The sequence below is a fragment of the Dethiobacter alkaliphilus AHT 1 genome (assembly GCF_000174415.1).
Classification (GTDB): Bacteria; Bacillota; Dethiobacteria; order Dethiobacterales; family Dethiobacteraceae; genus Dethiobacter; species Dethiobacter alkaliphilus.
On sequence record NZ_ACJM01000009.1, the window covers coordinates 32,631 to 52,995 of the forward strand.

Genomic DNA, 20,365 nt, shown 5'->3' on the forward strand with positions numbered 1-20,365 from the left:
CGCTATCTGCGAAGCGTTATAATCAGTTTAAAAGCAGCGGCAGGCCAAAAGGTCTGCCGCTTTCTTAATAGGATTTGTGTCAGACAAAGTTGGGCGCGAATTGTAAAGTAATAATAAGTAAACAATAATATGTAGCACAAGCAGTAGTTAAGTGGAGGTAATGGAAAGGCAGGGAGGTTAGCAAGGTGATAATTAAAGAAAGTATGAACAAGGACGTAATTAACGTGGAGCCCCACACAACTGTGCCCGATGCACTGAAGCTGATGCAGGAAAAGGACATCCGTCATGTGCCGGTGCTGGATAATGAACACCTTGTGGGTATGGTTTCTCTTTTGGATGTGGTTGGTGCTGCACATACGCAGGCAACCAAAGTCAAAGATATTATGTCTGAAGATGTTATTACTGTGGAGGCGGATACTCCCCTTGATGAAGCAGCGGCTGTAATGCAAAAGAATAAGATAGGTGGTTTGCCGGTGATTCAGGACGGCGAACTGATTGGCATGATAACGGAGACCGATTTGTTTAAAGCCATGTTAATAATGTTTGGCGTAACCCGGGGAGGAATACGCCTGACCTTGGAAATGCCCTTTCAGGGGGGAGCCATTGTGGAGGCCCACCAGACATTTCGCAATTTTGGGGTTGAAGTTATCAGCCTGACTGTCCTGCCCGGTAATGAAGAACAAAATGTGGTCAAATCGGTTTGGCGTCTGCAGGGTTGCGACGATCTGGACTCGCTTTTGGATTACCTCCGGGAAAAGGGAGCACGTGTAACCCATGTAAGCGGCCACAGTGAGTGCGTGGAAAAGTAATTCAAAAACAGCGGCATGCCTCCCGGCATGCCGCTTGTGTTTAAGCTCTGTTATTCTTCATGGCCTGTTCTTTGTTATAGCGCTGCCGTTCATGTTTTTTGAGCAATTTCTTGCGTAAGCGGATTGATTTTGGTGTGATTTCCACCAACTCATCTTCAGCAATAAATTCTATGGCTTCTTCCAGGCTAAGATGGCGGGGTTCCTTCAGCCGTACGGTGTCGTCGGAGGATGAGGCCCGAATGTTGGTCAGGTGCTTTTTCTTGCAGACATTGACTTCCAGATCTTCTTCCCGGTTATTTTGGCCCACAATCATTCCTTCGTAAACCTTGGTGCCTGCACCGATAAAGAGCTGGCCCCGTTCTTCTGCGGCCAGAAGCCCGTAAATTGTGGTCTCGCCATCTTCCCAGGCAATGAGTGCACCCTGATACCGGGAGGTGATTTCACCTTTATAAGGCTCATAGCCGTGGAAGATATGGTTCATTACGCCGTTGCCCCGGGTTTCGGTAAGAAACTCCGAACGGAAACCAATGAGTCCCCGCGCCGGTATGAGAAACTCCAGGCGAACTTCACCGCTGCCCACCGGGGTCATGTTAAGCATTTCGCCTTTGCGGTGACTGAGCCTTTCCATTACGCCGCCCATATACTCTTCAGGCAAATCCAAAGTGAGGTTTTCAAAGGGCTCATGTACTTTGCCGTCGATGTTTTTAAAGATAACTTCCGGCTTGCTGACCTGAAGCTCGTAACCTTCACGGCGCATGTTTTCGATGAGAATGGACAGGTGCAGCTCGCCGCGGCCTGCCACCATAAAGCAGTCGGCGCTATCTGTTTCTTCTACGCGCAGGGAAACGTTTAGGTCCAACTCACGAAAGAGCCTGTCACGCAGCTTTCTGGATGTAACATATTCGCCTTCACGACCGGCAAAGGGACTGTTGTTAACAAGGAAATTCATGGTTAGAGTAGGTTCGTCCACAGCAAGAACCGGCAGCTGATCCGGATGTTCCGGATCGGTTACTGTTCCCCCGATGTTAGCGTTTTCCAGCCCGGACAGGGCCACGATTTCCCCGGTTTGGGCCAGATTGACTTCCGTTCTGCCCAGACCCTCAAATACATAAATCTTATTTGTTTTGGCCCTCTCCACTGTGCCGTCGGCATGGATAACCGCCACCGGATCCCCCGGCGTCAGTGAGCCCCGCAGGACACGGCCGATGGCATATTTGCCCACATAGTTGTCATAGGCCAGGTTGGCCACCAGCATCTGAAAAGGCTGTGCCGGGTCACCGGCGGGAGAAGGAACATGCTTTACAATTATTTCAAAGAGCGGTTCCAATGTATCGGTCAGCTCTTCCGGTTCCGGTCCGGAGACACCATCCCGGGCCGAAGCATAAATCACCGGAAAATCCAGCTGTTCATCATCGGCACCCAGTTCAGCAAACAAATCAAAAGCCATGTCCACCACTTCCAGCGGGCGGGCATCGCTTCTGTCAACCTTATTAACCACCACAATGGGGCGCAGTCCCAACTCCAGCGCTTTGCGCAGCACAAAACGGGTTTGCGGCATGGGCCCTTCAAAGGCATCCACCACTAATAGGACACCGTCCACCATAGACAGGGCCCGTTCAACTTCCCCGCCAAAGTCCGCATGACCCGGTGTATCAACGATGTTAATCTTTACTCCTTTATAATTAACTGCAGTGTTTTTGGCGAGAATGGTAATACCACGCTCCCTCTCCAGGTCATTGGAGTCCATGACCCGCTCCACCACTTCTTCATTACTGCGAAAAATTCCGCTTTGCTTTAACATGCTGTCCACCAGTGTGGTTTTGCCATGATCAACGTGGGCGATAATGGCCAGATTGCGAATTTCCATTTTCTTTCCTCCCAAAATGCATATCTTTTAAAGTATATCAGTTAGGAAGATAACACACAAGAAATATTTTGCCCAGGCAGGAAAGCCCTGTGTTTTGGGGAATTATACGGAAGAGACAGGATAAACACGGAGGCCTTTCATGACAGTACTTACCTTAAATCAGATATCTAAAGCTTACGGTGCCGAGGTGATTTGTGAGCGCGTCTCGTTTCAGCTGCACCAGGGGGAGCGGGTAGGACTTGTGGGCCCCAACGGTGCCGGAAAAACTACACTACTTCGGATTATTACCGGACAGGAGTCTGCCGATGGGGGCACCATAACCCTGGCTCGCGGTACTACGGTGGGTTATCTGGAGCAGGGCACCAGCGCTGTGGTTCAGGGAACCATGGAGGAAGAACTGCGGCGTGCCTTTGGTACACTGGAGCAGTTGGCAGAGCGTATAAGGATTCTGGAAGAAAAGATGAGCAGCTCTCACAATGAAGGAAGCCCCGCAGAGTTGGAGTCGGTGATGGAAGAGTACGGCACGCTCAGGCAGCAATACGAGGCCCTGGGTGGTTATAGTGCCGAATCCCGGCTGCGGGCTGTTACTGTGGGCCTTGGCTTTGATGCCGATGACTTAAAAAGGCCGGTGGAGACTTTTTCCGGCGGGGAGCGTACCCGTCTGCGCCTGGGACGGCTGCTTCTGGAAGAACCGGATTTGCTGTTATTGGATGAGCCCACAAACCATCTGGATATGGCAGCGGTGGAATGGTTGGAACGGTACCTGACAGAGTGGCGCGGCTGTGTTTTGGTGGTTTCTCACGACCGTTATTTTCTGGACCGCGTGGCGCGCAGGATTTTGGCTCTGGAAAATCAACAACTAAAAAGCTACAACGGTAATTATTCCGCCTATATCTCCCAGCGGGAAGTGGAGAAGGTGACCCAGGAGAAGGCCTTTCGCAAACAGCAGGATTATATCACCAAAGAAGCGGCATATATCCGCACCATGGGTACCGGTGAGCGGGAAAAAAGACAGGCCAAGAGCCGGCAAAAGCGCCTGGATAAACTGGAAGTGGTGGATAAGCCTCAACAGGGCAAATCCATGGCCTTGGATTTCGGATTTTCCGGACGCAGCGGTGATATTGCGGTGCGGCTTGAACATGTAGCCAAGCGCTTTGAAAATAATACGGTGTTTAGTGATGTAAATGTGGAATTGCGCTGGGGGCGCCGTGTGGCGCTTGTGGGCCCAAACGGGGCCGGCAAGTCCACTCTTTTGAAAATCATTGCCGGGGAACTTCAGCCCGATGAGGGTTCTGTGTGGCTGGGACCCAGCGTGCAAATGATTTATTTTGATCAGCATCAGCAGGATGTGGCTCCGCAGAAAACTCCGTTGGATGAAATCATGGATGCTTCCGGCATGACGCTTGCCGAGGCCCGCAACTATCTGGGGCGCTTTTTATTTAGCGGTGACGATGTTTTTAAGCGCAATGCCGATTTAAGCGGCGGGGAGCGCAGCCGGTTGGCCCTGGCCAAACTGGGTCTGGATGCAGGTAATTTTCTGGTGCTGGACGAGCCCACCAACCATCTGGATATTCGCGGTGTGGAGGAGCTGGAAAGTGCTTTGGAGCATTTTCCGGGAACTCTGTTGGTGGTAACCCATGACCGCTATTTTATCAAGCGAACCACCGAACATATACTGGATGTCCGTGACGGCAGCGTACGTTATTATAAAATGCCCTACCAGGAGTATGTGGAAAAGCGGGATCAGGAAGAGCAAAGTATTGAACAACCACAAAAAGATGACAAGCGCCTCCGCCAGGAAGCTCAGAAACAAAAGCGGGAAGAGGAGTTGGCTAAACGCCGCAGGCGGCGGAAACTGGAGCAGTCTATTCTGGAAACTGAGGAAGAAATAAGCCGGGTGGAAGAGCGCATTAATGAGCTGGAAGCTGAACTGGCCTGTCCGGAAGTGTTTGAGGATTACAAACTGGCCTCAGAAAAGGGGCAGGAAATGGAAGAGTTAAAAGCCATGCTGGAAAAACTGTTTGCTTCCTGGGAAGAGTATACCATCCTGTTGGAAGAAGGGTAAAAAACCGGGCTCACAATGAGCCCGGTTTTCGTTAGCGTCGTTTGATAAAGTAAATGATGGCGCCGGCCACAATGGCTAATCCCACTAAAAAGGGAAGAACGGGGAAGCGGTCTTCTGCCGGCACATCATCAGCCGGTGGAGCGCCATTGGGCGGCTGCCCGTCCTGGGCCGCCACCGCCAGATCCCGGGCATCCTCAGCATAAGCCAGGGCTCGCTCCAGCGTCTCCTGTGCTTCTGAGGAATTGTGGAATCCTGCGCTGTTTTCCGCGGCATACCATTCCCAGAACAGATGGGCCTGAAAATAGTTTTCCCGTGCCTCGGCTAAAGTGTCTTCATTTACTCCCGCCGCTTCACCGGCGGCAGCCAGGCTGTCCAATGCGCCGTCCATGGTGGACATTACAGTTTGGTTTAAGCTATAAACTGTTTCCTGCACTTCTCTGACCCGCGCTTCCAGTTCCTCTTCCGATTCATTATGGCAGCCCAGGCAGGATGGTTCCAGGTGATTTAATGGGCTGGCAAGCCAGTGCAGGGTAAAAGTCTGGCCGTTTTCAGTTGTTTTCGGCATATGGCAATCGGCACAGCTTAAGCCCAGGTTGTGATGGATGCTGTCCCAATACATTTCCGTTTCCGGATGCTGGACTTTGTAGAGCATGGTGCCGGCATCCGGGTGTTCCCAGCCGCCTGTACCCGTTTCCCGCCAGATATCGGTGGAAGCAATGTAGTCGGGCATTTCCGCTACTTTAACATAGGGAAACTCAACGCTCTGGGCGCCCGGATTAAAGTTGTAGTTGACGTGGCACTGAGCGCACACCAGCGTCTGCAGCGGGTCTTCTTTTCCCGGATGTTCCTCGGGCATTCGCTCCAGCGCTTCTGTTAATGCAGGCTGCACAACCCTCAGTTCGGCTGTGTGGGGATTATGGCACTGGACACAGGTGATGGGATTTACAATGACACCTGCATCCATCAATTCGCCGGTATTACTCTCATAAGAGATGGTATCCTGCCACTGCCAGTACACATCACTGCTTTTGCAAAACATGCACAAAGCGGAGCGGGGCCGGCTTGTTTCCACGAAATCGGTGAGCATGTTAATGTGGGAGCGCGGTTCCCTGTAATCCTCGGCAAAAGGGTGCCCGGCCAACAGCCGCCTAAGCAGCGGGTATTGCTCCTGTTTCTGCGGAGTCTGATCCGCATCTTCACCGGTTACATAGGTGTTATACTGCGGCTCATGGCAATCTCCGCAGATTTCTGCCTCCACGCTGACTCCCGGTGCTTCCGCCGGACTTGCCGCGTGAGCTTCACCGTTTTCGTGACAAAGGCTGCAGTCCATATCGCTGTGAGGCCCTTGTTGGTAAGGACCGGCTACATCATCATGGCATTGTGTGCAGTTTTCTCCCTGGGCAAAGGCCGGTGCTGCAAATAAAAACATAAAAAGTACTACAGTTGCAATTCTGGTACCCATAAAACTGAACCTCCTGTGGTGGAATACTGATATTTTTATCCCAAAACCTGCAGGAGATACATTGTTTGTCATTTTTATCTGTCGGTGGACGAAAGCGGGGAAAGTATTATACAATGTTAGCATATGCATACAGACAGAAAGGAGGATGCGCTATGGCAAAAGTATTACTTATCTCCGGCAGCCCGAAAAAGGAAGGCAACACCATGCAGACTCTGCAAAAGTGTGCTGCTAAGATCGAGGCGTTGGGGTTGGAGCCGGAAATAATTTCACTGGCCGGCCGTAAAATAGAGGCCTGCATCGCCTGTGGTAAATGTATCGGCAAAGGGGTCTGCGTCTTAAATGACGACCTAAATGAGGTTGCCGATAAGGTTAGGGAGGCCCGCGGACTGATTTTGGGTTCACCGGTTTATTTCGGAACTGCCCGCGGAGATTTAATGAATCTTCTGCAGCGGGTGGGGATGCTTTCCTACAACGGCGACCGGTTCCTGTCCTACAAAGTTGGCGGGCCCATCGCCATTAACCGCCGTGGTGGAGCCACCGCCACCATTCAGGAGATGCTGATGTTCTTCTTTATCAATGAAATGATCGTTCCCGGCTCCACTTACTGGAACATAATGTTTGGTAAAAAGCCGGGAGAGGCCATGGATGATGAAGAAGGCGTACGAACAGCTGAGAGGTTTGCAGAAAATGTGGCCCATGTGATTTTACAGATGAAGGAACAACGGCCCGAATAAATATATTGTAAGAATAGGTTACGCCCGGCAGAAATGCCGGGCGCAGTTATTTTATAAGTCTTTTTTGCATCAAGTGCTGAGGAAGCGGAAAAATAACGATAATGAACGTCACCAGCCAAAGCGCATGAATCAAGAGCGCGGCGGAGACAGCTCCCATGGTCAGGCTGCGCAAAAGTACCACGATATGATACAAAGGCAGCAGCCAGGCCGCTGCCTGAACCGCCTCCGGCAGGGCATCTATGGGAAAGAAAACGCCGGAGAAGAGAAACATGGGTGTTACAACCAAAGTAAAGAAGTAGGAAAAGGAATCAATCTTTGGGACAATGCCTGTCCAAATCATTCCCAGCTGGGCAAATACAAAGCCGCACAGCACCAGGACCAGGGGAATCAAAACAGCAAAAAAAGAAGGAACCAGACCCAGCACGGCAATAACCAGCAATATTACGCTACCGTACAGTACACTTTTAAATACTCCGGTTAACAACTCGCCGGTTACCACCTCATCCAGGTTGATGGGAGTAGCAGTGATGGCATGGAAAATCTTCTGGTAATGCATACGCACATACGATTCATAGGTGCATTCCGCCGAGGCTGCCCACATGGCAGAAGAGGCAATAATCCCCGGCGCGATAAACTGCATATAGGACATGCCGTCAATCTCACCTACAAACGCACCCAGGCCCCAGCCCATGGCGGCCAGATACAACAAAGGTTCCAGGAAGTTAAAGGCAATATTGGTTTTCCAGGTGGAGCGAAACACCGCCAGGTTGCGGCGGAAAACGCGCAGGGCGTATCTGTTTAAAGTCCGGTACGATTGCCACAGTTTACTCACCGCCGCCAAACCTCCTGCCCGTTAATTTCAAAAACACATCCTCCAGGTTTGCCGGCCGCTGCACCAGGGTTTCTACAGCAGGGAATTCTTTAATTACCTCCAGCAGAGTTTCCGGCTCTGCTTTGGGATGCAGATACAGTGTCTCACCAATAGACATAAAGCCGCGTATCTGTTCATCGGCCAAAGCAAGCAGCTTTGTGTGAAGCCCTGGAGACAGTCCCGCTTCAATTACCTGTTCACCGATATGTTTATTTACCAGCTCTGCCGGTATTCCTTCTTCCAGAATTTTTCCGCCGTCCATCACAATCAGCCGGTCGCACAACTGGCTGGCTTCCTCCAGGTAGTGGGTGGTTAGGATGAGGGTGAGACCGTTTTTCTTTAAGGATTTCAAATGCTGCCAGATATGATGCCTTGCTTCCGGGTCCAGCCCGGTGGTGGGTTCATCCAGAATAAGAATTTCGGGCTTATTCATCATGGCCCGGGCAATGGTGAGCCGCCTTTTCATCCCCCCTGACAGTGACTCCACATCCACATCTTTTTTGGCCAGCAGGCCAAAAAATTTCAACTGCTCCAGAGCTGTTGGGAGTGCCTTATCACGGGAAATGCCAAAATAGGAGGCATAAACGATTAAATTTTCTAAAACGGAAAGCTCCAAATCCAGGTTATTTTCCTGCGGAACCACGCCTAATTTTCCTTTAATCTCCCGGGCATCAACCTCTACATTGTGGTTAAGGACATGCAGGGAGCCGCCATCTACCGGAAGGAAACAGTAAATCATGGCCACGGTGGTGGTTTTTCCGGCGCCGTTTGGCCCCAGTATGCCGAAATATTCGCCCTGGGATATGACAAAATCAATGTTGTCCACTGCCCGCAGCGAACCGTAGTATTTTTGCAGTTGTTTTGCTTCCACAGCATTTGCCACCATAATCACCTGCTTTGTCTTATCTTCTTCATAGTATAGCAAAGAAAAATTGGATGCAAGCCTACAAATTTGGCCGTTATTGTCGATATAGGCAAACTATGCCTTGTGTTTTTGCACCAGTATTATATAAAATAGGAGAGAACACTTTTTTGTAACTTTCCAGGAGGGATAAAATGAAGAATGTACAGCAGTTAGCCATTAACACAATCCGCATGCTGGCGGTGGATGCGGTGGAAGCAGCCAATTCGGGGCATCCCGGTTTGCCGATGGGGGGGGCTCCCATGGCTTATAAACTCTGGTCGGACTTTATGCAGCACAGCCCCGGTGATCCGGCCTGGCCCAACCGTGACCGGTTTGTGCTCTCTGCGGGACACGGCTCCATGCTGCTCTATGCATTGCTCCATCTTTTCGGCTATGATCTGTCGCTGGAAGAGCTAAAGAACTTCCGGCAGTGGGGCAGCAAAACTCCGGGACACCCGGAATACGGGCATACGGTGGGGGTGGAGACCACCACCGGGCCGCTGGGTCAGGGCTTTGCCAACGCTGTGGGTATGGCCATTGCCGAACGCCGTTTAGCTGCAGAATTTAACAAGCCGGACTTTCCGCTGGTAGATCACTATACTTACGTTTATACCGGTGACGGTTGTATGATGGAGGGGATTACCTCCGAGGCAGCATCTTTGGCGGGCCATCTTGGGCTGGGTCGGTTGATTTGCCTCTACGATGATAACGAAATAACCATCGATGGAGGTACGGAAGTTGCCTTCACCGAAGATGTGGCCAAGCGTTATGAAGCTTATGGCTGGCAGGTAATGAAGGTATCCGACGGTACCGATCTGGAAGCCATTGATGAAGCCATTGCGGCAGCCAAAAAAGATCAACAACGTCCGTCCCTGATTCTGGTGCGCACCGCCATTGGTCATGGCAGTCCCAATAAACAGGGGAAAGCATCGGCCCATGGCGCTCCGCTGGGTACAGATGAAGTTAAGTTAACCAAGGAAAACCTGAACTGGCTCTTAGAACCCCCATTCCACGTACCTGACGAAGTAAAAGAACATTTTGCCGGCCTGCAAAGCGGCCTGGAAGATAACAAGCGGCAATGGGACAGGCTTTTTAGCGAATACCGCAATAAATACCCGGAAGATGCGGCCCGCTGGGATGCCTGGCATACAAGTGATGTTCCCGTTGAACTGGAAGCGGACCCGGCGCTTTGGGAATTCGATAAGCCCACTGCAACCAGGGCCGCTTCGGGCCAGATTATGCAGGTTCTGGCCAAGTACCTGCCCAACATGGCCGGCGGTTCCGCTGATTTAAATGCTTCCACCAAAACCTATCTAAAGGGGTTGGGGGATTTTACCGCGGACAACCGGGCCGGTAACAATATCTACTTTGGTGTGCGGGAACATGCCATGGGCGCCATTATGTCCGGCATGGCTTTGCACGGCGGCCTGCGCCCCTATGGTTCCACTTTTCTGGCATTCTTTGATTACATGAAACCTGCGGTACGCCTGGCGGCACTGATGGGTATTCCCGTTACCTATGTGTATACACACGACAGTATCGGAGTGGGAGAAGACGGGCCTACCCATCAACCCATTGAGCATCTGGCCAATATGCGCTCCATTCCCAATCTGCACGTGCTGCGCCCGGCCGACGGAAAGGAAACAGCGGCAGCCTGGCTGCATGCTGTAAAACGCTCCGACGGTCCGGTGGCTCTGGTCCTCACCCGGCAGAACCTGCCCCAACTGGAAGGCACCGGCCTGGATGCTGTCAAGGGAGGCTATATTGTCAGTGAGGAGGAAGGCGGAGCTCCCGATTTAATCCTGATGGCCTCCGGCTCAGAAGTGTCTTTGGCGGTCAAGGCGCAAAAAGAACTGCAAAGCCAAGGTGTAAACGCCCGGGTGGTCAGTATGATGAGTTGGGAACTGTTCCAAAAGCAGCCGGAGTCCTACCGCAATGAAGTCTTGCCGCCGGCCATTACGAAACGGTTGGCCATCGAAACCGGCCATCCCATGGGATGGGAGCGTTACACCGGTATCGAGGGAGATATCATAGCCATTGATCACTTCGGAGCCTCCGCCCCCGGTGATATCCTGATGGAGAAGTTTGGCTTTACCTTAGATAATGTGGTTCAGCGGGCATTGCGCTTGCTTGGCCGCTAAAGCTATTGACATCCGGGCGGTGATGCCCTTACAATGATGACAGATACGCTGTGAGGGTATCTTTGCAAAAAGGAGGTCCTGCCCGTGCCAACTTATGAATTTATCTGCAAACAGTGTGGACACCGCTTTGAAACTCAGGTGCCCAGTGCCGATAAGAAAAAGGTGCGCTGTGCTAAGTGTGAGAGCGCTGATTTGCAGGAAAAGTTCGGTATAAATGTAAGCAAGGGGGGCGCCAAAGAGAGCCCCTGTGCACAAAGCGATTCCTGCCCGTCCAAACGCTTCGGTTTTGGCTGAGGCTAACTTTCAACCTGAGTTCAGGTTGCAATCAAACAAAGACCGGACAGCTACCAGCTGTCCGGTCTTTTATTAATTCAGCTGTTCCCGTAGAAACCGGCGGCCATCTTCTCGGTACTGCTCCACTTGGTATCGTAGACGATGGTCGCTTTTTGACCGGGATTTAGCTGGTGCCTTTGCAGAGCAAAGAATAGCGGCCCGTGGCGTAATTTGTTACTGCTTATAGTTATTTCCTGTTTAGAGGAGGTCCTTTCAAAAATTAAAAATTATCCAACATTTGTCTGTAAGGTTACAATTGTTAAAAATATGTGAAATTATTGTCGCTAAGCTATGGCGGAAATAATGTATCTGTGTTATACTTTTAACAGCCTTAAACCGCATGAATAAAGGGTTTTCAAATACAGAGTAAACATGTAGGAAAAGTATAATGGTTTAGTATATGAGTACATTGTTAATTCGTTAGTACATATATACTAAGCGAGGGAGGGATGACCCAGGGACTTGGCAGAGGACAAACCTATGTGTTTTCGGGGGAAAAATGACAACAGGAGAGGTGAAAAAATTGCTGAAAGATGGAGGAAAAAACTTAGTATTGCTAATGTTCTTCGCAGCGTTTGTCATTATACTGGCAGTTGGCTGCGGTGAGCAGCAGCCTCAGGTGGAGGCTGTGGCCAGTGATGCCTGCATCACATGCCACATTGAACCGGATATTATTGACTCAATGTATACGCCGCCACCTGCTGCCGAAGGCGGCGGAGGCGGCTGAGGTGTTGCCGGTCCGCAGTTGGCGGGCAGCGAAAAGTACTGTGTCGATGAAGCATTTTTGACTTCCACCCATGGTGAACTGGGCTGTATTGCCTGTCACGGTGGAGAAAATGTGGAAGACAAAGCTGAAGCACACGCCGGTATGATTAAGTATCCATCTGCCGATGCGGGTGGAATTTGTCAGGAATGTCACGGAGATATCGCTTCTGATTTTGAAAAATCCATTCATTACACCATTCAGGGCATGCGCAATGCATTGGAAGACTTTACTCACCCCGGTGTACTGGATGAAGATGGCGGAATCAGGGAGGCTTTTGACAACAATTGTTACAAGTGTCACGCAACATGTGGCTCCTGCCATGTGAGCCGTCCCATAGCATACTCCGGCGGTCTCCATTCACAACACACTTTTACTAAGACACCGCCTATGGAAGACACATGTTACGGCTGTCACGGCGCTAGAAATGCCGGAGAGTTCATGGGCCGGGTGGGGTATAGCAGCGACGTCCATTATGACAACGGTATGCACTGTATAGATTGTCATCCGGTGAATAATTTCCATGGCAGCGGTGAGTTTGAGCAGAATATGTGGGAAGCCGACCTGCCTAAATGTCTTGACTGTCACGAGGAAGTCTATACCGATTCAGACATTCAGGCCCATAATGTCCATGAGCCGGATGCCATGTCCTGTCAGGTATGTCACGCTTCGGCAAATAACAATTGCTTTGACTGCCATGCTACACCACAGGAAGACGGCAGTGTGGCCGGAACATCGGATATGCGCATTATGTTTAAAATCGGCCAGAACCCCAATCCCACCGAACAGCATCCTTACAGATATATGACCATCCGTCATATTCCCACCACTGCTGATACGTTTAGGCCCATGGGAGCGGAACTGCCAAACTTCGATGAAATCTCCAACTGGAAATATTCGCCCACCCATAACGTGCAACGCAGCACCATCCAAAATGAAAGTTGTGATTCCTGTCATGGCAACCCGTTTATTTTCCTGCGCGAAGAGGACATCCGTGAAAACGACAGCCAGGCCAGCCGGGAATGGGTTGTAACAGACATACCTTAGATCTTGCTTAATGCAGTGAAACTAAGAAAAGAGCAGTTAAGAAAAAAATCAAGGGGGTATGTAGAATGAAAAAGACTTTTAAGTTATTGTTGGTTTTGCTATTAGTAGGTGTGATGGCATTTGGTTTAGTAGGCTGCGGCAACGAAGAAAATAATAACAATGAGCCGGTGGATATCGAAGATAATGACAATAATCTGGAAGAAGAAATTGCTCTTGACCCGCAGGAAGTAGTATTGGAAGCGGCCAAAGCATATTTTCCCAAAGTAGCTGATGATAACAACATCATTAGCTCCGAAGATGTAAAAGAAGCTCTGGAGTCAAATCCTGATGCCATGTTTATTCTTGATATTCGCAGCGCTGAAGACTTTGAAGAAGGTCATATTGCAGGAGCAGTCCACAGTGGCTGGGGTAATGTGGGAGAAATTATGGACCGTCTGCCCAAAAACAGGCCGGTTGTGGTTGCCTGCTACTCAGGCCAGACTGCAGGGCAGGCCGTTGCCTTGCTTCGCATGGCCGGTTTTGACAATGCACAATCCATGCTTTACGGTATGAGGCTTGGTTGGGAAGAAGAAGGATTTGCCAAAGAGGGCACAGGTATGGTAGCTGCTGCCGACCTGTCTGCTGTTACTTCCCCTGCCGATGAAAAAGAAGAAATTCTCTGGGAAAAAGCCCAGGCAGTATTTGCCGATATCGCAGACGGTAACCGGGCCTTGTTTGACCCGGAAGAATTGCAGGCCGGACTTGAAGAGAACCCCAATGCCTTCTATGTTCTTGATATCCGCAGAGGCGAAGACTTTGAAGAAGGTTACATCGAGCATTCTGTGCACAGCCCCTGGGCCCAGGTGGGTGAACTTCTTGAATCCCTGCCCACCAACCGCCCCGTAGTAGTAGGTTGCTACTCCGGTCAAACCGCCGGCCAGACCGTAGGCGTACTGCGCATGCTGGGTCTGGATGCCAGATCTCTTCTGTACGGCGTGCGTGACGGTTGGGTAGAAAGAGCAGAACTTCCTCTGGTAACTGAATAATAAACACAAAAGAACCGGGATTTTTTAATCCCGGTTCTTTTAGTTGCACTGTTATATTATTTTTCTTTAAGAGCAGGTTCCTTCAGCATATGAATAAAATTCAGAACCAGCCGCAGTTGCTCGCTGTCTAATGTGCAGATGTGGCCGATGAGCATTTGTACGCGGGGGTCAAACAGTAGTTCACGCAGTTCGGGGGTGATACCGGCAATAATCCCTTCCGCGTCTTCCTGCTCCAGTATCAGATAGCAGACAGATACGCTTAGCGCTTTGGAAATGCGTTCAATGGTTTTTAATGAGGGCTGAACTTTTCCTGTTTCCAGTTGAGCCACAAGGCCTGGGGAAATCTGGGCTGCGTTGGCCAGCTGCTTTTGTGTCATTCCTTTGGTTTCCCGCGTCATGCGTATTTTTTTACCCGTGGCAATCAGTTTGCCCTCGGTATGGAGAAACAAGCTTATGGGAACATTGAAGTAGCGGCTGATTTTCTGCAGCGTCTGAATAGAAGGCGTTCTTTCTCCCAACTCGATTTCGCTTAAGTAGGTTACAGACAAGTCAAGGTGCCTGCCCAACTCTTCCAGGGTAAGCCCTTTTTCCTCCCTCATGGCCCGCAGTTTATCACCCATCCCGGATGTGCTAAAGTGTAAGGCCTCAATATCTTCATCTAAGTCAAGGTTCGCAAGAAGATAATCCAGGGCTTTGCTGGTGAGCTCACGCTTTCCTTCTTCCACTTCTTTTAGGTATGCCAGAGGCAAGTTGCAGGCTTTAGATAGTTCCTCAATAGTTAATTTATTTTTAGTGCGGATTTTCTTTAGTTGTTTTTCCAGCATGGATTCCCCTCCTTATTAAAACCAATTCCATTATAACACACACAAGGCACTTGAAAAGTCTTACATAATAATTAAGCCCCAAAAATACAGTAGGAAACACTTCTGCAAAGAGAGAAAGGATATAGAAATAAGAGAAGGAGGATAACAAATGGACAATCCTTTAAATGTACTACATCCCCGTTCCTTAAAAAACCTTACTATCCACATGCATTCACTGATTAGGTCACGTTTGTGGCTGAAGATACTGGTAGCGATGTTTTTGGGTATTATGACCGGTATTTTGTTGGGGCCTACCACCGGTTTGGTACCCAGAGAGACCGGTGCCGTTATCGGCAGTTGGCTGGCCATGCCCGGGCAAATCTTTTTGGGCATGATTCAGATGATTGTGGTGCCCTTGGTGTTTGCCTCCATCATCACCGGACTGGCCGCCAGTGAAGATATGGAGCAGTTAAGTAAAATGGGTACAAGGCTGGCCTTTTATTTTGTTGCCACCACCGTTGTGGCCATTGTGATTGGCCTGATGGTGGCGTTAACCATCCAGCCCGGACTCTTTATTGACGGCTCGACGCTGGAAGAAACCATGGGAGCCGAAACTCCCATTGACCAGGAGGAAATGGTTGATGCTCCCGATTTTGTGGGCATTCCGGAAGTTATCACCAGCATTCTGCCCCAAAACCCGCTGGGGGCCATGGTGGATCGGGAAATGTTTCAGATAGTATTGATAGCAATAATCTTTGGCATTGCCCTGATATCCACCGCCTCCACCTACGCCGAGCCCCTTTTGGAGTTGCTTGGCGCCATTCAGGAGGTCTGTATGACCATTGTCCGCTGGGCAATGCTTCTGGCCCCGTTTGCCGTCTTTGGTATGCTGGCGCAAACCACCATCACCACCGGCATTGATGCCCTGTTGGGGATGGCCATTTATGTCCTCACGGTTCTTTTGGGCCTGTTAATTTTGCTGGGCGTCTACATGCTGCTGGTGATGGTGGTGGGGCGTAAAAATCCGCTGGAGTTTTTCCAGGCAGTGCGGGAAGTGGTGCTGCTGGCTTTTTCCACATCCAGTTCCGCTGCGGTTATGCCGTTATCCATCCAGGTGGCAGAAGAAAAACTGGGTGTGCGCCCTTCAACTTCCCAGTTTCTCATTCCTCTTGGCGCCACCATTAATATGAACGGTACCGCCCTCTATCAGGGTGTGGCCGCCATTTTCCTGGCACAGGTTTTTGCAGTTGAGCTGACCTTAGCTTCCATGCTGTTAATCATTGTGATGACCGTGGGTGCTTCCATTGGTTCATCCGCCACACCTGGTGTGGGCATGGTTATCCTGGCTTCGGTGTTGGCCAGTGTGGGGATTCCCCCCAGCGGCATTGCGCTCATCATCGGCGTGGATCGTATTCTTGATATGAGCAGAACCGCCATCAATGTGATGGGGGACCTGACCGCCTGCCTGGTAATGGACCGCTGGGTCGGAGGTCCCAATTTGGAGCAATAGAGGGAAAACAAAAGGGTTATTCGCACATTGGCGCGAATAACCCTTTTATTATGTACAACGAACAGGGGAGTACCAATGTCTGAGGAATACACCTTACATGTAAAAGAAATACATAAAAGTTTTGGGAAAACAAACGTTCTCCGGAATGTGTCGTTGCGGGTAAACAAGGGGGAGTCACTGGGTTTTTTAGGTCCCAACGGAGCCGGTAAAACCACTTTAATCCGCATCATTCTAGGGCTGGTCAGGCCTGATCGGGGCAGTATTTATCTAAACGGGTATTCGCTGCGCAGTAATTTTAAACAGGCGATTAAGCACGTAGGAGCTGTGGTGGAGAATCCCAGGTTTTATGAAGGTCTTTCAGCTTATAAAAACCTGCAGTTAATCCATAATCTCCATCCTGAAGTTCCTGTAAAAAGAATAGGGGAAGCGCTGGAAATGGTGGGGCTAAGCCCTCGGGCGGAAGATAAGGTAGGGACATTTTCCCTGGGGATGAAGCAGCGCCTGGGCCTGGCTCGCGCCCTTTTTACCCAACCCACCATTGTTTTTCTTGATGAACCGCTAAATGGCCTTGACCCCCAGGGTATGATGGAAACTCGCAAGATGATTTGTAACCTGCAGAAAGAACAGGGAATCTCTTTTTTTATTACCAGTCATTTGTTAAGTGAAATAGAACAGGTATGTGACAACATCGCTGTAATTAAAGAAGGGGAGATTATCCGTCAGGGCAGCCTGGAGAAGCTGTTGGAACGTAACTATGAAATTGTGGATGTGCACACAGACGACATGGCACAAACCGTACCCGTACTACGTCAGGCAGGCTTTGTTCAGCATATTACGGTGAAAAAGGACCACGCCACGGTGGAAATCGACTGTGGTGGTTCAGTAGAATTAAACAGACACCTTGTGAACAAAAACATACCGGTACGTTATATCGTTCCCAGAAAGACTACTTTGGAACAGCTGTTTGTGGAACTGACACAGGGGGGAGGGGAAACTGGTGAGGGGCCTGATTAAAAATGAAATGCTGAAATTTTTTACAAACCGTAAGCTATATGCTTTCTTGCTCATTGTTTTTATACTGTATATGGTACCGGTGGTCATGACTTTTGTTGTGGGCATGAGGACACTGGACGGCCAGGTGTTTCCCCTGACCATGCACGGGATAGTGGTTTCCTGGGCAGTACCTGTTTTTCTAATCATGTTGGTAGCGGAAACGTTTACCGAAGAGTACAGCTCCGGTACCCTGTCGCTATCTCTTGTGCATCCGGTGTCCCGGACACAGTTTATTGTGGCCAAAATTATTTCGCTGTTTTTTATCATTTTTTTTCTGCTGTTTTTTGCCCTGATACTGGCCTACGGTTTGGGTATTCTTTTCTTTGGTTGGAGTGGACAGTTTATGCAGCAGGGAATAGCTTATACCGCCTGGCAGGGCATTTCCATCACCGTCATCTCTTTTTTGGCTCCAGTTTTTCCGCTGCTTTCTTTTGCCGCTTTTATAATCCTGGTGGCTTTATTGCTCTCCAGCAGCGCCGCGGTAGTAGGTTTATCAATGGCAGTACTGCTCTCCTATACAATGCTGGACCTTATTTTCAGCCGATTGCAACCATACCTGCTAAGCACCTATTTTATTTCTTTTGGACGACTTCTGACCTTTCCTGCAGGGGGAGAAAGTTTGCGCTTTGCCGTTATTTTTATCGGCAGCCACGGGCTTATCTTTGTCCTTGGCGCATTGCTGCACTTTAATCGTAAAGACATCCTCAACTAAGCTATAGAAAAAGTCCTGATTATTAATCAGGACTTTTTTCATCTTCTTTTTCCTCTATGGGGATGATCACTGAAAAAGCGCTGCCTTCTCCCGGTGTACTTTTTACCGCCACTTCCCCGTTATGCATATGGACCAGTTCCCGCACGATGGCCAGTCCCAATCCTTTACCCTTGTTTGCACGGTTACGGGCTTTATCAACTTTGTAAAACCGTTCCCAGATATAAGGGATCTCTGCCAATGGAATGCCCTGGCCGTTGTCTTTGACGGTAAAGATAACTTTTTCTTTATCGTCGCTTAGCTGCGCTTCCAAAGCAATTCTTCCCTCATCTGGGGTATAGGTGATGGCATTCTCCAATAAATTGATCAATATCTGATAAAGTCGGTCTCCGTCTCCCCGTATTGCCGGCAGCCCCTCTTCATAATTGTATTCCAGTTTAATACTCTTTTCCTGGGCCTGGGGATAGACCGAATCCAGTGCTTTTTCCGCCAAAGTATATGGATCCACATCTTCGTAACGAAGCTGCACATAGCCGCTCTCAATACTGGCCAAATCCACCAAATCATTGACCAGTCGGTTTAAATGCAGGGTGTTATTTAGTATTACACGCAGATATTTTTCCTGCTCCTCTTCCCGGATAAATCCTTCCAGCATGGCATCCACAAAGCCCTGGATGGAAGTGAGGGGAGCACGAAATTCATGGGAAACGCTGGCCACCAGGTTTTGGCGCAGAGCTTGCAGCCTTTTTTGTTCGTGGATGGTTTTATTGGTTTCCTCCACGGCCTGATTAAATGTGGCAGCCAGTTGTCCCAGCTCTCCCTTGTCATTGATATCGATGCGGTTGCGGAAATTACCTGACTTCATGTCCATAGCCGCACTGGTCATGGCCTGCAGCGGCCTGGAGATTGTTTTAGCCAGATTAAAAGCAAAGAAACCGGCAACCAAAGTGGCAAATAGGAGGGAGTAGAGGACCAGGCTGCTGATTTGGGCTGCATTTGCCCGCAGTGACGCCAGGGGAGCATTGACAATAATGCCGCCAATTACTTCGGGATTCTCAGCCTCCCTGCCGTTCTCTCCCTTGAAAATCGGCATACCCACCAACAGATGCTGCACCGCCGGGCCATATACTTTCTTGGAGATAACATCTCCCTGCATAATAAAATCAATCTCGTCGGGGTCTAAGGTAACGCTTTCTGTGCTTTCTCCCTGGGGAGGGATGGCGGTAACTATTTCATTGCGCTGGTCATCCATAACCCGAACTTTTACATCCATGGAGACAGACAATGTCTCCGACATCTTTTCAACCTCAGTGAAGTTTCCCGCCTGGAACTCGGCAGCAAGCAATTCAGCAACCTGCTCCGCCTGAGCAGTGAGTTCCCACTCCCGGGCGCTGAAAAAATACTTGTCTACCAGATAGGAAAAGAGAAATCCAATGGTGGCCAGCGTAACCATAATCACCACCATGTGGGCAGCCAACAGCTTGGCAAATAAACTCTTGGGTCCCCATTTAATTATCATTTTCTTTCACCTCAAGTTTATAGCCCACGCCCCACACAGTCTGAACAAAAGTATAACCGGGCTCCAGTTGAGAAATCTTTTGCCTCAGCCTTTTAATGTGTTCGTCAATTGTTCGGGTACTGCCGGGATATTCGTATCCCCACACTTGTTCCAGCAGCTGTTCACGCTTTAGTGTCCGGCCTGCATTGCGGGCCAGAATCAGCAGTAATTCAAACTCCTTCGGGGTTAAATCCACGGTTTTTTGCTCTATGAAAGCCTGATAACTTTGCGGATAAATAGTTAAAGTGCAAAAATACAGGGTGTCATCAGGCTGGTTATAGTCGGTGGTGCGCCTGAGCAGAGCGTGCACCCGGGCCAAAAACTCCCGGGGCCGAAAAGGTTTGGTAAGGTAATCATCTGCGCCAACCTGCAACCCCAGAACTTTATCCGATTCTTCATTTTTTGCTGTGAGCATAATAATGGGGGTACTGCGAGTGGCTGCGGTATCTCGCAGACGGCGACAGATTTCCCAGCCATCCAAGGTGGGCAGCATTAAATCCAGAATTATCAGGTTATAAGGTTTTGTTATAGCCATCTCCAACCCTTTTTGTCCGTCATGTGCCACATCCACCGCAAAATCTTCTGCCCGCAGTACAATCCGGACCAGCTCAGAAATATCACTATCGTCTTCAACCACCAGAGCCTGGCGTGCATTTGTTGCCATAATTTTCACACCCTTTTTAGAACGCTATTCTATACTATTCGAAAAAA

Annotated in this window: 18 protein-coding genes; 11 read left to right on the top strand and 7 right to left on the bottom strand. The window is 49.8% G+C overall.

Going from position 1 to position 20,365, the window contains the following annotated elements; genetic code table 11:
• Positions 1-185 precede the first annotated feature (185 nt).
• On the top strand, positions 186-809 hold the full coding sequence (locus DEALDRAFT_RS09360) for a CBS domain-containing protein (protein WP_008516907.1): 624 nt from the start codon (positions 186-188) through the stop codon (positions 807-809).
• A gap of 40 nt (positions 810-849) precedes the next feature.
• Here DEALDRAFT_RS09360 and typA read toward each other — a convergent pair whose 3' ends face one another.
• Positions 850-2,676, bottom strand: a complete 1,827-nt coding sequence (gene typA / locus DEALDRAFT_RS09365; protein WP_008516908.1) for a translational GTPase TypA — start codon at positions 2,674-2,676, stop codon at positions 850-852.
• A gap of 139 nt (positions 2,677-2,815) precedes the next feature.
• Here typA and DEALDRAFT_RS09370 point away from each other — a divergent pair, with 139 nt between their 5' ends.
• The gene (locus tag DEALDRAFT_RS09370; protein ID WP_008516909.1) at positions 2,816-4,741 is read left to right on the top strand and encodes an ABC-F family ATP-binding cassette domain-containing protein; all 1,926 of its coding nucleotides are present in this window, start codon (positions 2,816-2,818) and stop codon (positions 4,739-4,741) included.
• A gap of 31 nt (positions 4,742-4,772) precedes the next feature.
• On the opposite strand, the gene DEALDRAFT_RS09375 is transcribed toward DEALDRAFT_RS09370, so the two are convergent.
• Positions 4,773-6,203 carry an ammonia-forming cytochrome c nitrite reductase subunit c552 gene (locus DEALDRAFT_RS09375; protein WP_008516911.1) on the bottom strand — a complete coding sequence of 477 codons (1,431 nt, stop codon included), beginning with the start codon at positions 6,201-6,203 and terminating at the stop codon, positions 4,773-4,775.
• 152 nt (positions 6,204-6,355) lie between these two features.
• Here DEALDRAFT_RS09375 and DEALDRAFT_RS09380 point away from each other — a divergent pair, with 152 nt between their 5' ends.
• On the top strand, positions 6,356-6,937 hold the full coding sequence (locus DEALDRAFT_RS09380) for a flavodoxin family protein (protein ID WP_008516918.1): 582 nt from the start codon (positions 6,356-6,358) through the stop codon (positions 6,935-6,937).
• Between the two features lie 46 nt (positions 6,938-6,983).
• On the opposite strand, the gene DEALDRAFT_RS09385 is transcribed toward DEALDRAFT_RS09380, so the two are convergent.
• Positions 6,984-7,769: an ABC transporter permease gene (locus tag DEALDRAFT_RS09385; RefSeq protein WP_008516920.1), complete on the bottom strand. Its 786-nt coding sequence runs from the start codon at positions 7,767-7,769 to the stop codon at positions 6,984-6,986.
• On the bottom strand, positions 7,762-8,694 hold the full coding sequence (locus DEALDRAFT_RS09390) for an ABC transporter ATP-binding protein (protein ID WP_008516921.1): 933 nt from the start codon (positions 8,692-8,694) through the stop codon (positions 7,762-7,764). The genes DEALDRAFT_RS09385 and DEALDRAFT_RS09390 overlap by 8 nt, the downstream gene beginning before the upstream one ends.
• A gap of 170 nt (positions 8,695-8,864) precedes the next feature.
• Here DEALDRAFT_RS09390 and tkt point away from each other — a divergent pair, with 170 nt between their 5' ends.
• The 5 genes from tkt to DEALDRAFT_RS09415 all read left to right on the top strand — a co-directional run bounded on the left by tkt (position 8,865) and on the right by DEALDRAFT_RS09415 (position 14,021).
• Positions 8,865-10,853 (top strand): transketolase, encoded by a 1,989-nt coding sequence (gene tkt / locus DEALDRAFT_RS09395; RefSeq protein WP_008516922.1) that lies wholly within the window; start codon positions 8,865-8,867, stop codon positions 10,851-10,853.
• 84 nt (positions 10,854-10,937) lie between these two features.
• A complete protein-coding gene (locus tag DEALDRAFT_RS09400; RefSeq protein ID WP_008516923.1) occupies positions 10,938-11,147 on the top strand; it encodes an FmdB family zinc ribbon protein in 210 nt (69 codons plus the stop codon).
• A gap of 562 nt (positions 11,148-11,709) precedes the next feature.
• Positions 11,710-11,913 (top strand): hypothetical protein, encoded by a 204-nt coding sequence (locus tag DEALDRAFT_RS09405; RefSeq protein WP_143753435.1) that lies wholly within the window; start codon positions 11,710-11,712, stop codon positions 11,911-11,913.
• An 18-nt stretch (positions 11,914-11,931) separates the two neighbouring features.
• Positions 11,932-12,996: a multiheme c-type cytochrome gene (locus DEALDRAFT_RS09410; protein ID WP_008516925.1), complete on the top strand. Its 1,065-nt coding sequence runs from the start codon at positions 11,932-11,934 to the stop codon at positions 12,994-12,996.
• Positions 12,997-13,061: 65 nt separating this feature from the next.
• Positions 13,062-14,021, top strand: coding sequence for a rhodanese-like domain-containing protein (locus DEALDRAFT_RS09415; RefSeq protein ID WP_008516926.1), 960 nt, complete (start codon positions 13,062-13,064; stop codon positions 14,019-14,021).
• Positions 14,022-14,077: 56 nt separating this feature from the next.
• On the opposite strand, the gene DEALDRAFT_RS09420 is transcribed toward DEALDRAFT_RS09415, so the two are convergent.
• Positions 14,078-14,845 carry a helix-turn-helix transcriptional regulator gene (locus tag DEALDRAFT_RS09420; protein ID WP_008516927.1) on the bottom strand — a complete coding sequence of 256 codons (768 nt, stop codon included), beginning with the start codon at positions 14,843-14,845 and terminating at the stop codon, positions 14,078-14,080.
• 148 nt (positions 14,846-14,993) lie between these two features.
• Between DEALDRAFT_RS09420 and DEALDRAFT_RS09425 the strand changes: the two genes are divergently transcribed.
• From DEALDRAFT_RS09425 to DEALDRAFT_RS09435, 3 genes are all read left to right on the top strand, one after another.
• The gene (locus DEALDRAFT_RS09425; RefSeq protein WP_008516928.1) at positions 14,994-16,334 is read left to right on the top strand and encodes a dicarboxylate/amino acid:cation symporter; all 1,341 of its coding nucleotides are present in this window, start codon (positions 14,994-14,996) and stop codon (positions 16,332-16,334) included.
• Between the two features lie 75 nt (positions 16,335-16,409).
• Positions 16,410-17,348, top strand: a complete 939-nt coding sequence (locus DEALDRAFT_RS09430; protein WP_008516929.1) for an ABC transporter ATP-binding protein — start codon at positions 16,410-16,412, stop codon at positions 17,346-17,348.
• Positions 17,332-18,099 carry an ABC transporter permease gene (locus tag DEALDRAFT_RS09435; protein ID WP_008516930.1) on the top strand — a complete coding sequence of 256 codons (768 nt, stop codon included), beginning with the start codon at positions 17,332-17,334 and terminating at the stop codon, positions 18,097-18,099. Before DEALDRAFT_RS09430 ends, DEALDRAFT_RS09435 begins: the two co-directional genes overlap by 17 nt.
• 22 nt (positions 18,100-18,121) lie before the next feature.
• On the opposite strand, the gene DEALDRAFT_RS09440 is transcribed toward DEALDRAFT_RS09435, so the two are convergent.
• Both DEALDRAFT_RS09440 and DEALDRAFT_RS09445 read right to left on the bottom strand, forming a co-directional pair.
• Positions 18,122-19,615 (bottom strand): sensor histidine kinase, encoded by a 1,494-nt coding sequence (locus DEALDRAFT_RS09440; RefSeq protein WP_008516931.1) that lies wholly within the window; start codon positions 19,613-19,615, stop codon positions 18,122-18,124.
• Positions 19,605-20,318: a response regulator transcription factor gene (locus DEALDRAFT_RS09445; protein WP_008516932.1), complete on the bottom strand. Its 714-nt coding sequence runs from the start codon at positions 20,316-20,318 to the stop codon at positions 19,605-19,607. The genes DEALDRAFT_RS09440 and DEALDRAFT_RS09445 overlap by 11 nt, the downstream gene beginning before the upstream one ends.
• Between the last annotated feature and the right edge of the window lie 47 nt (positions 20,319-20,365).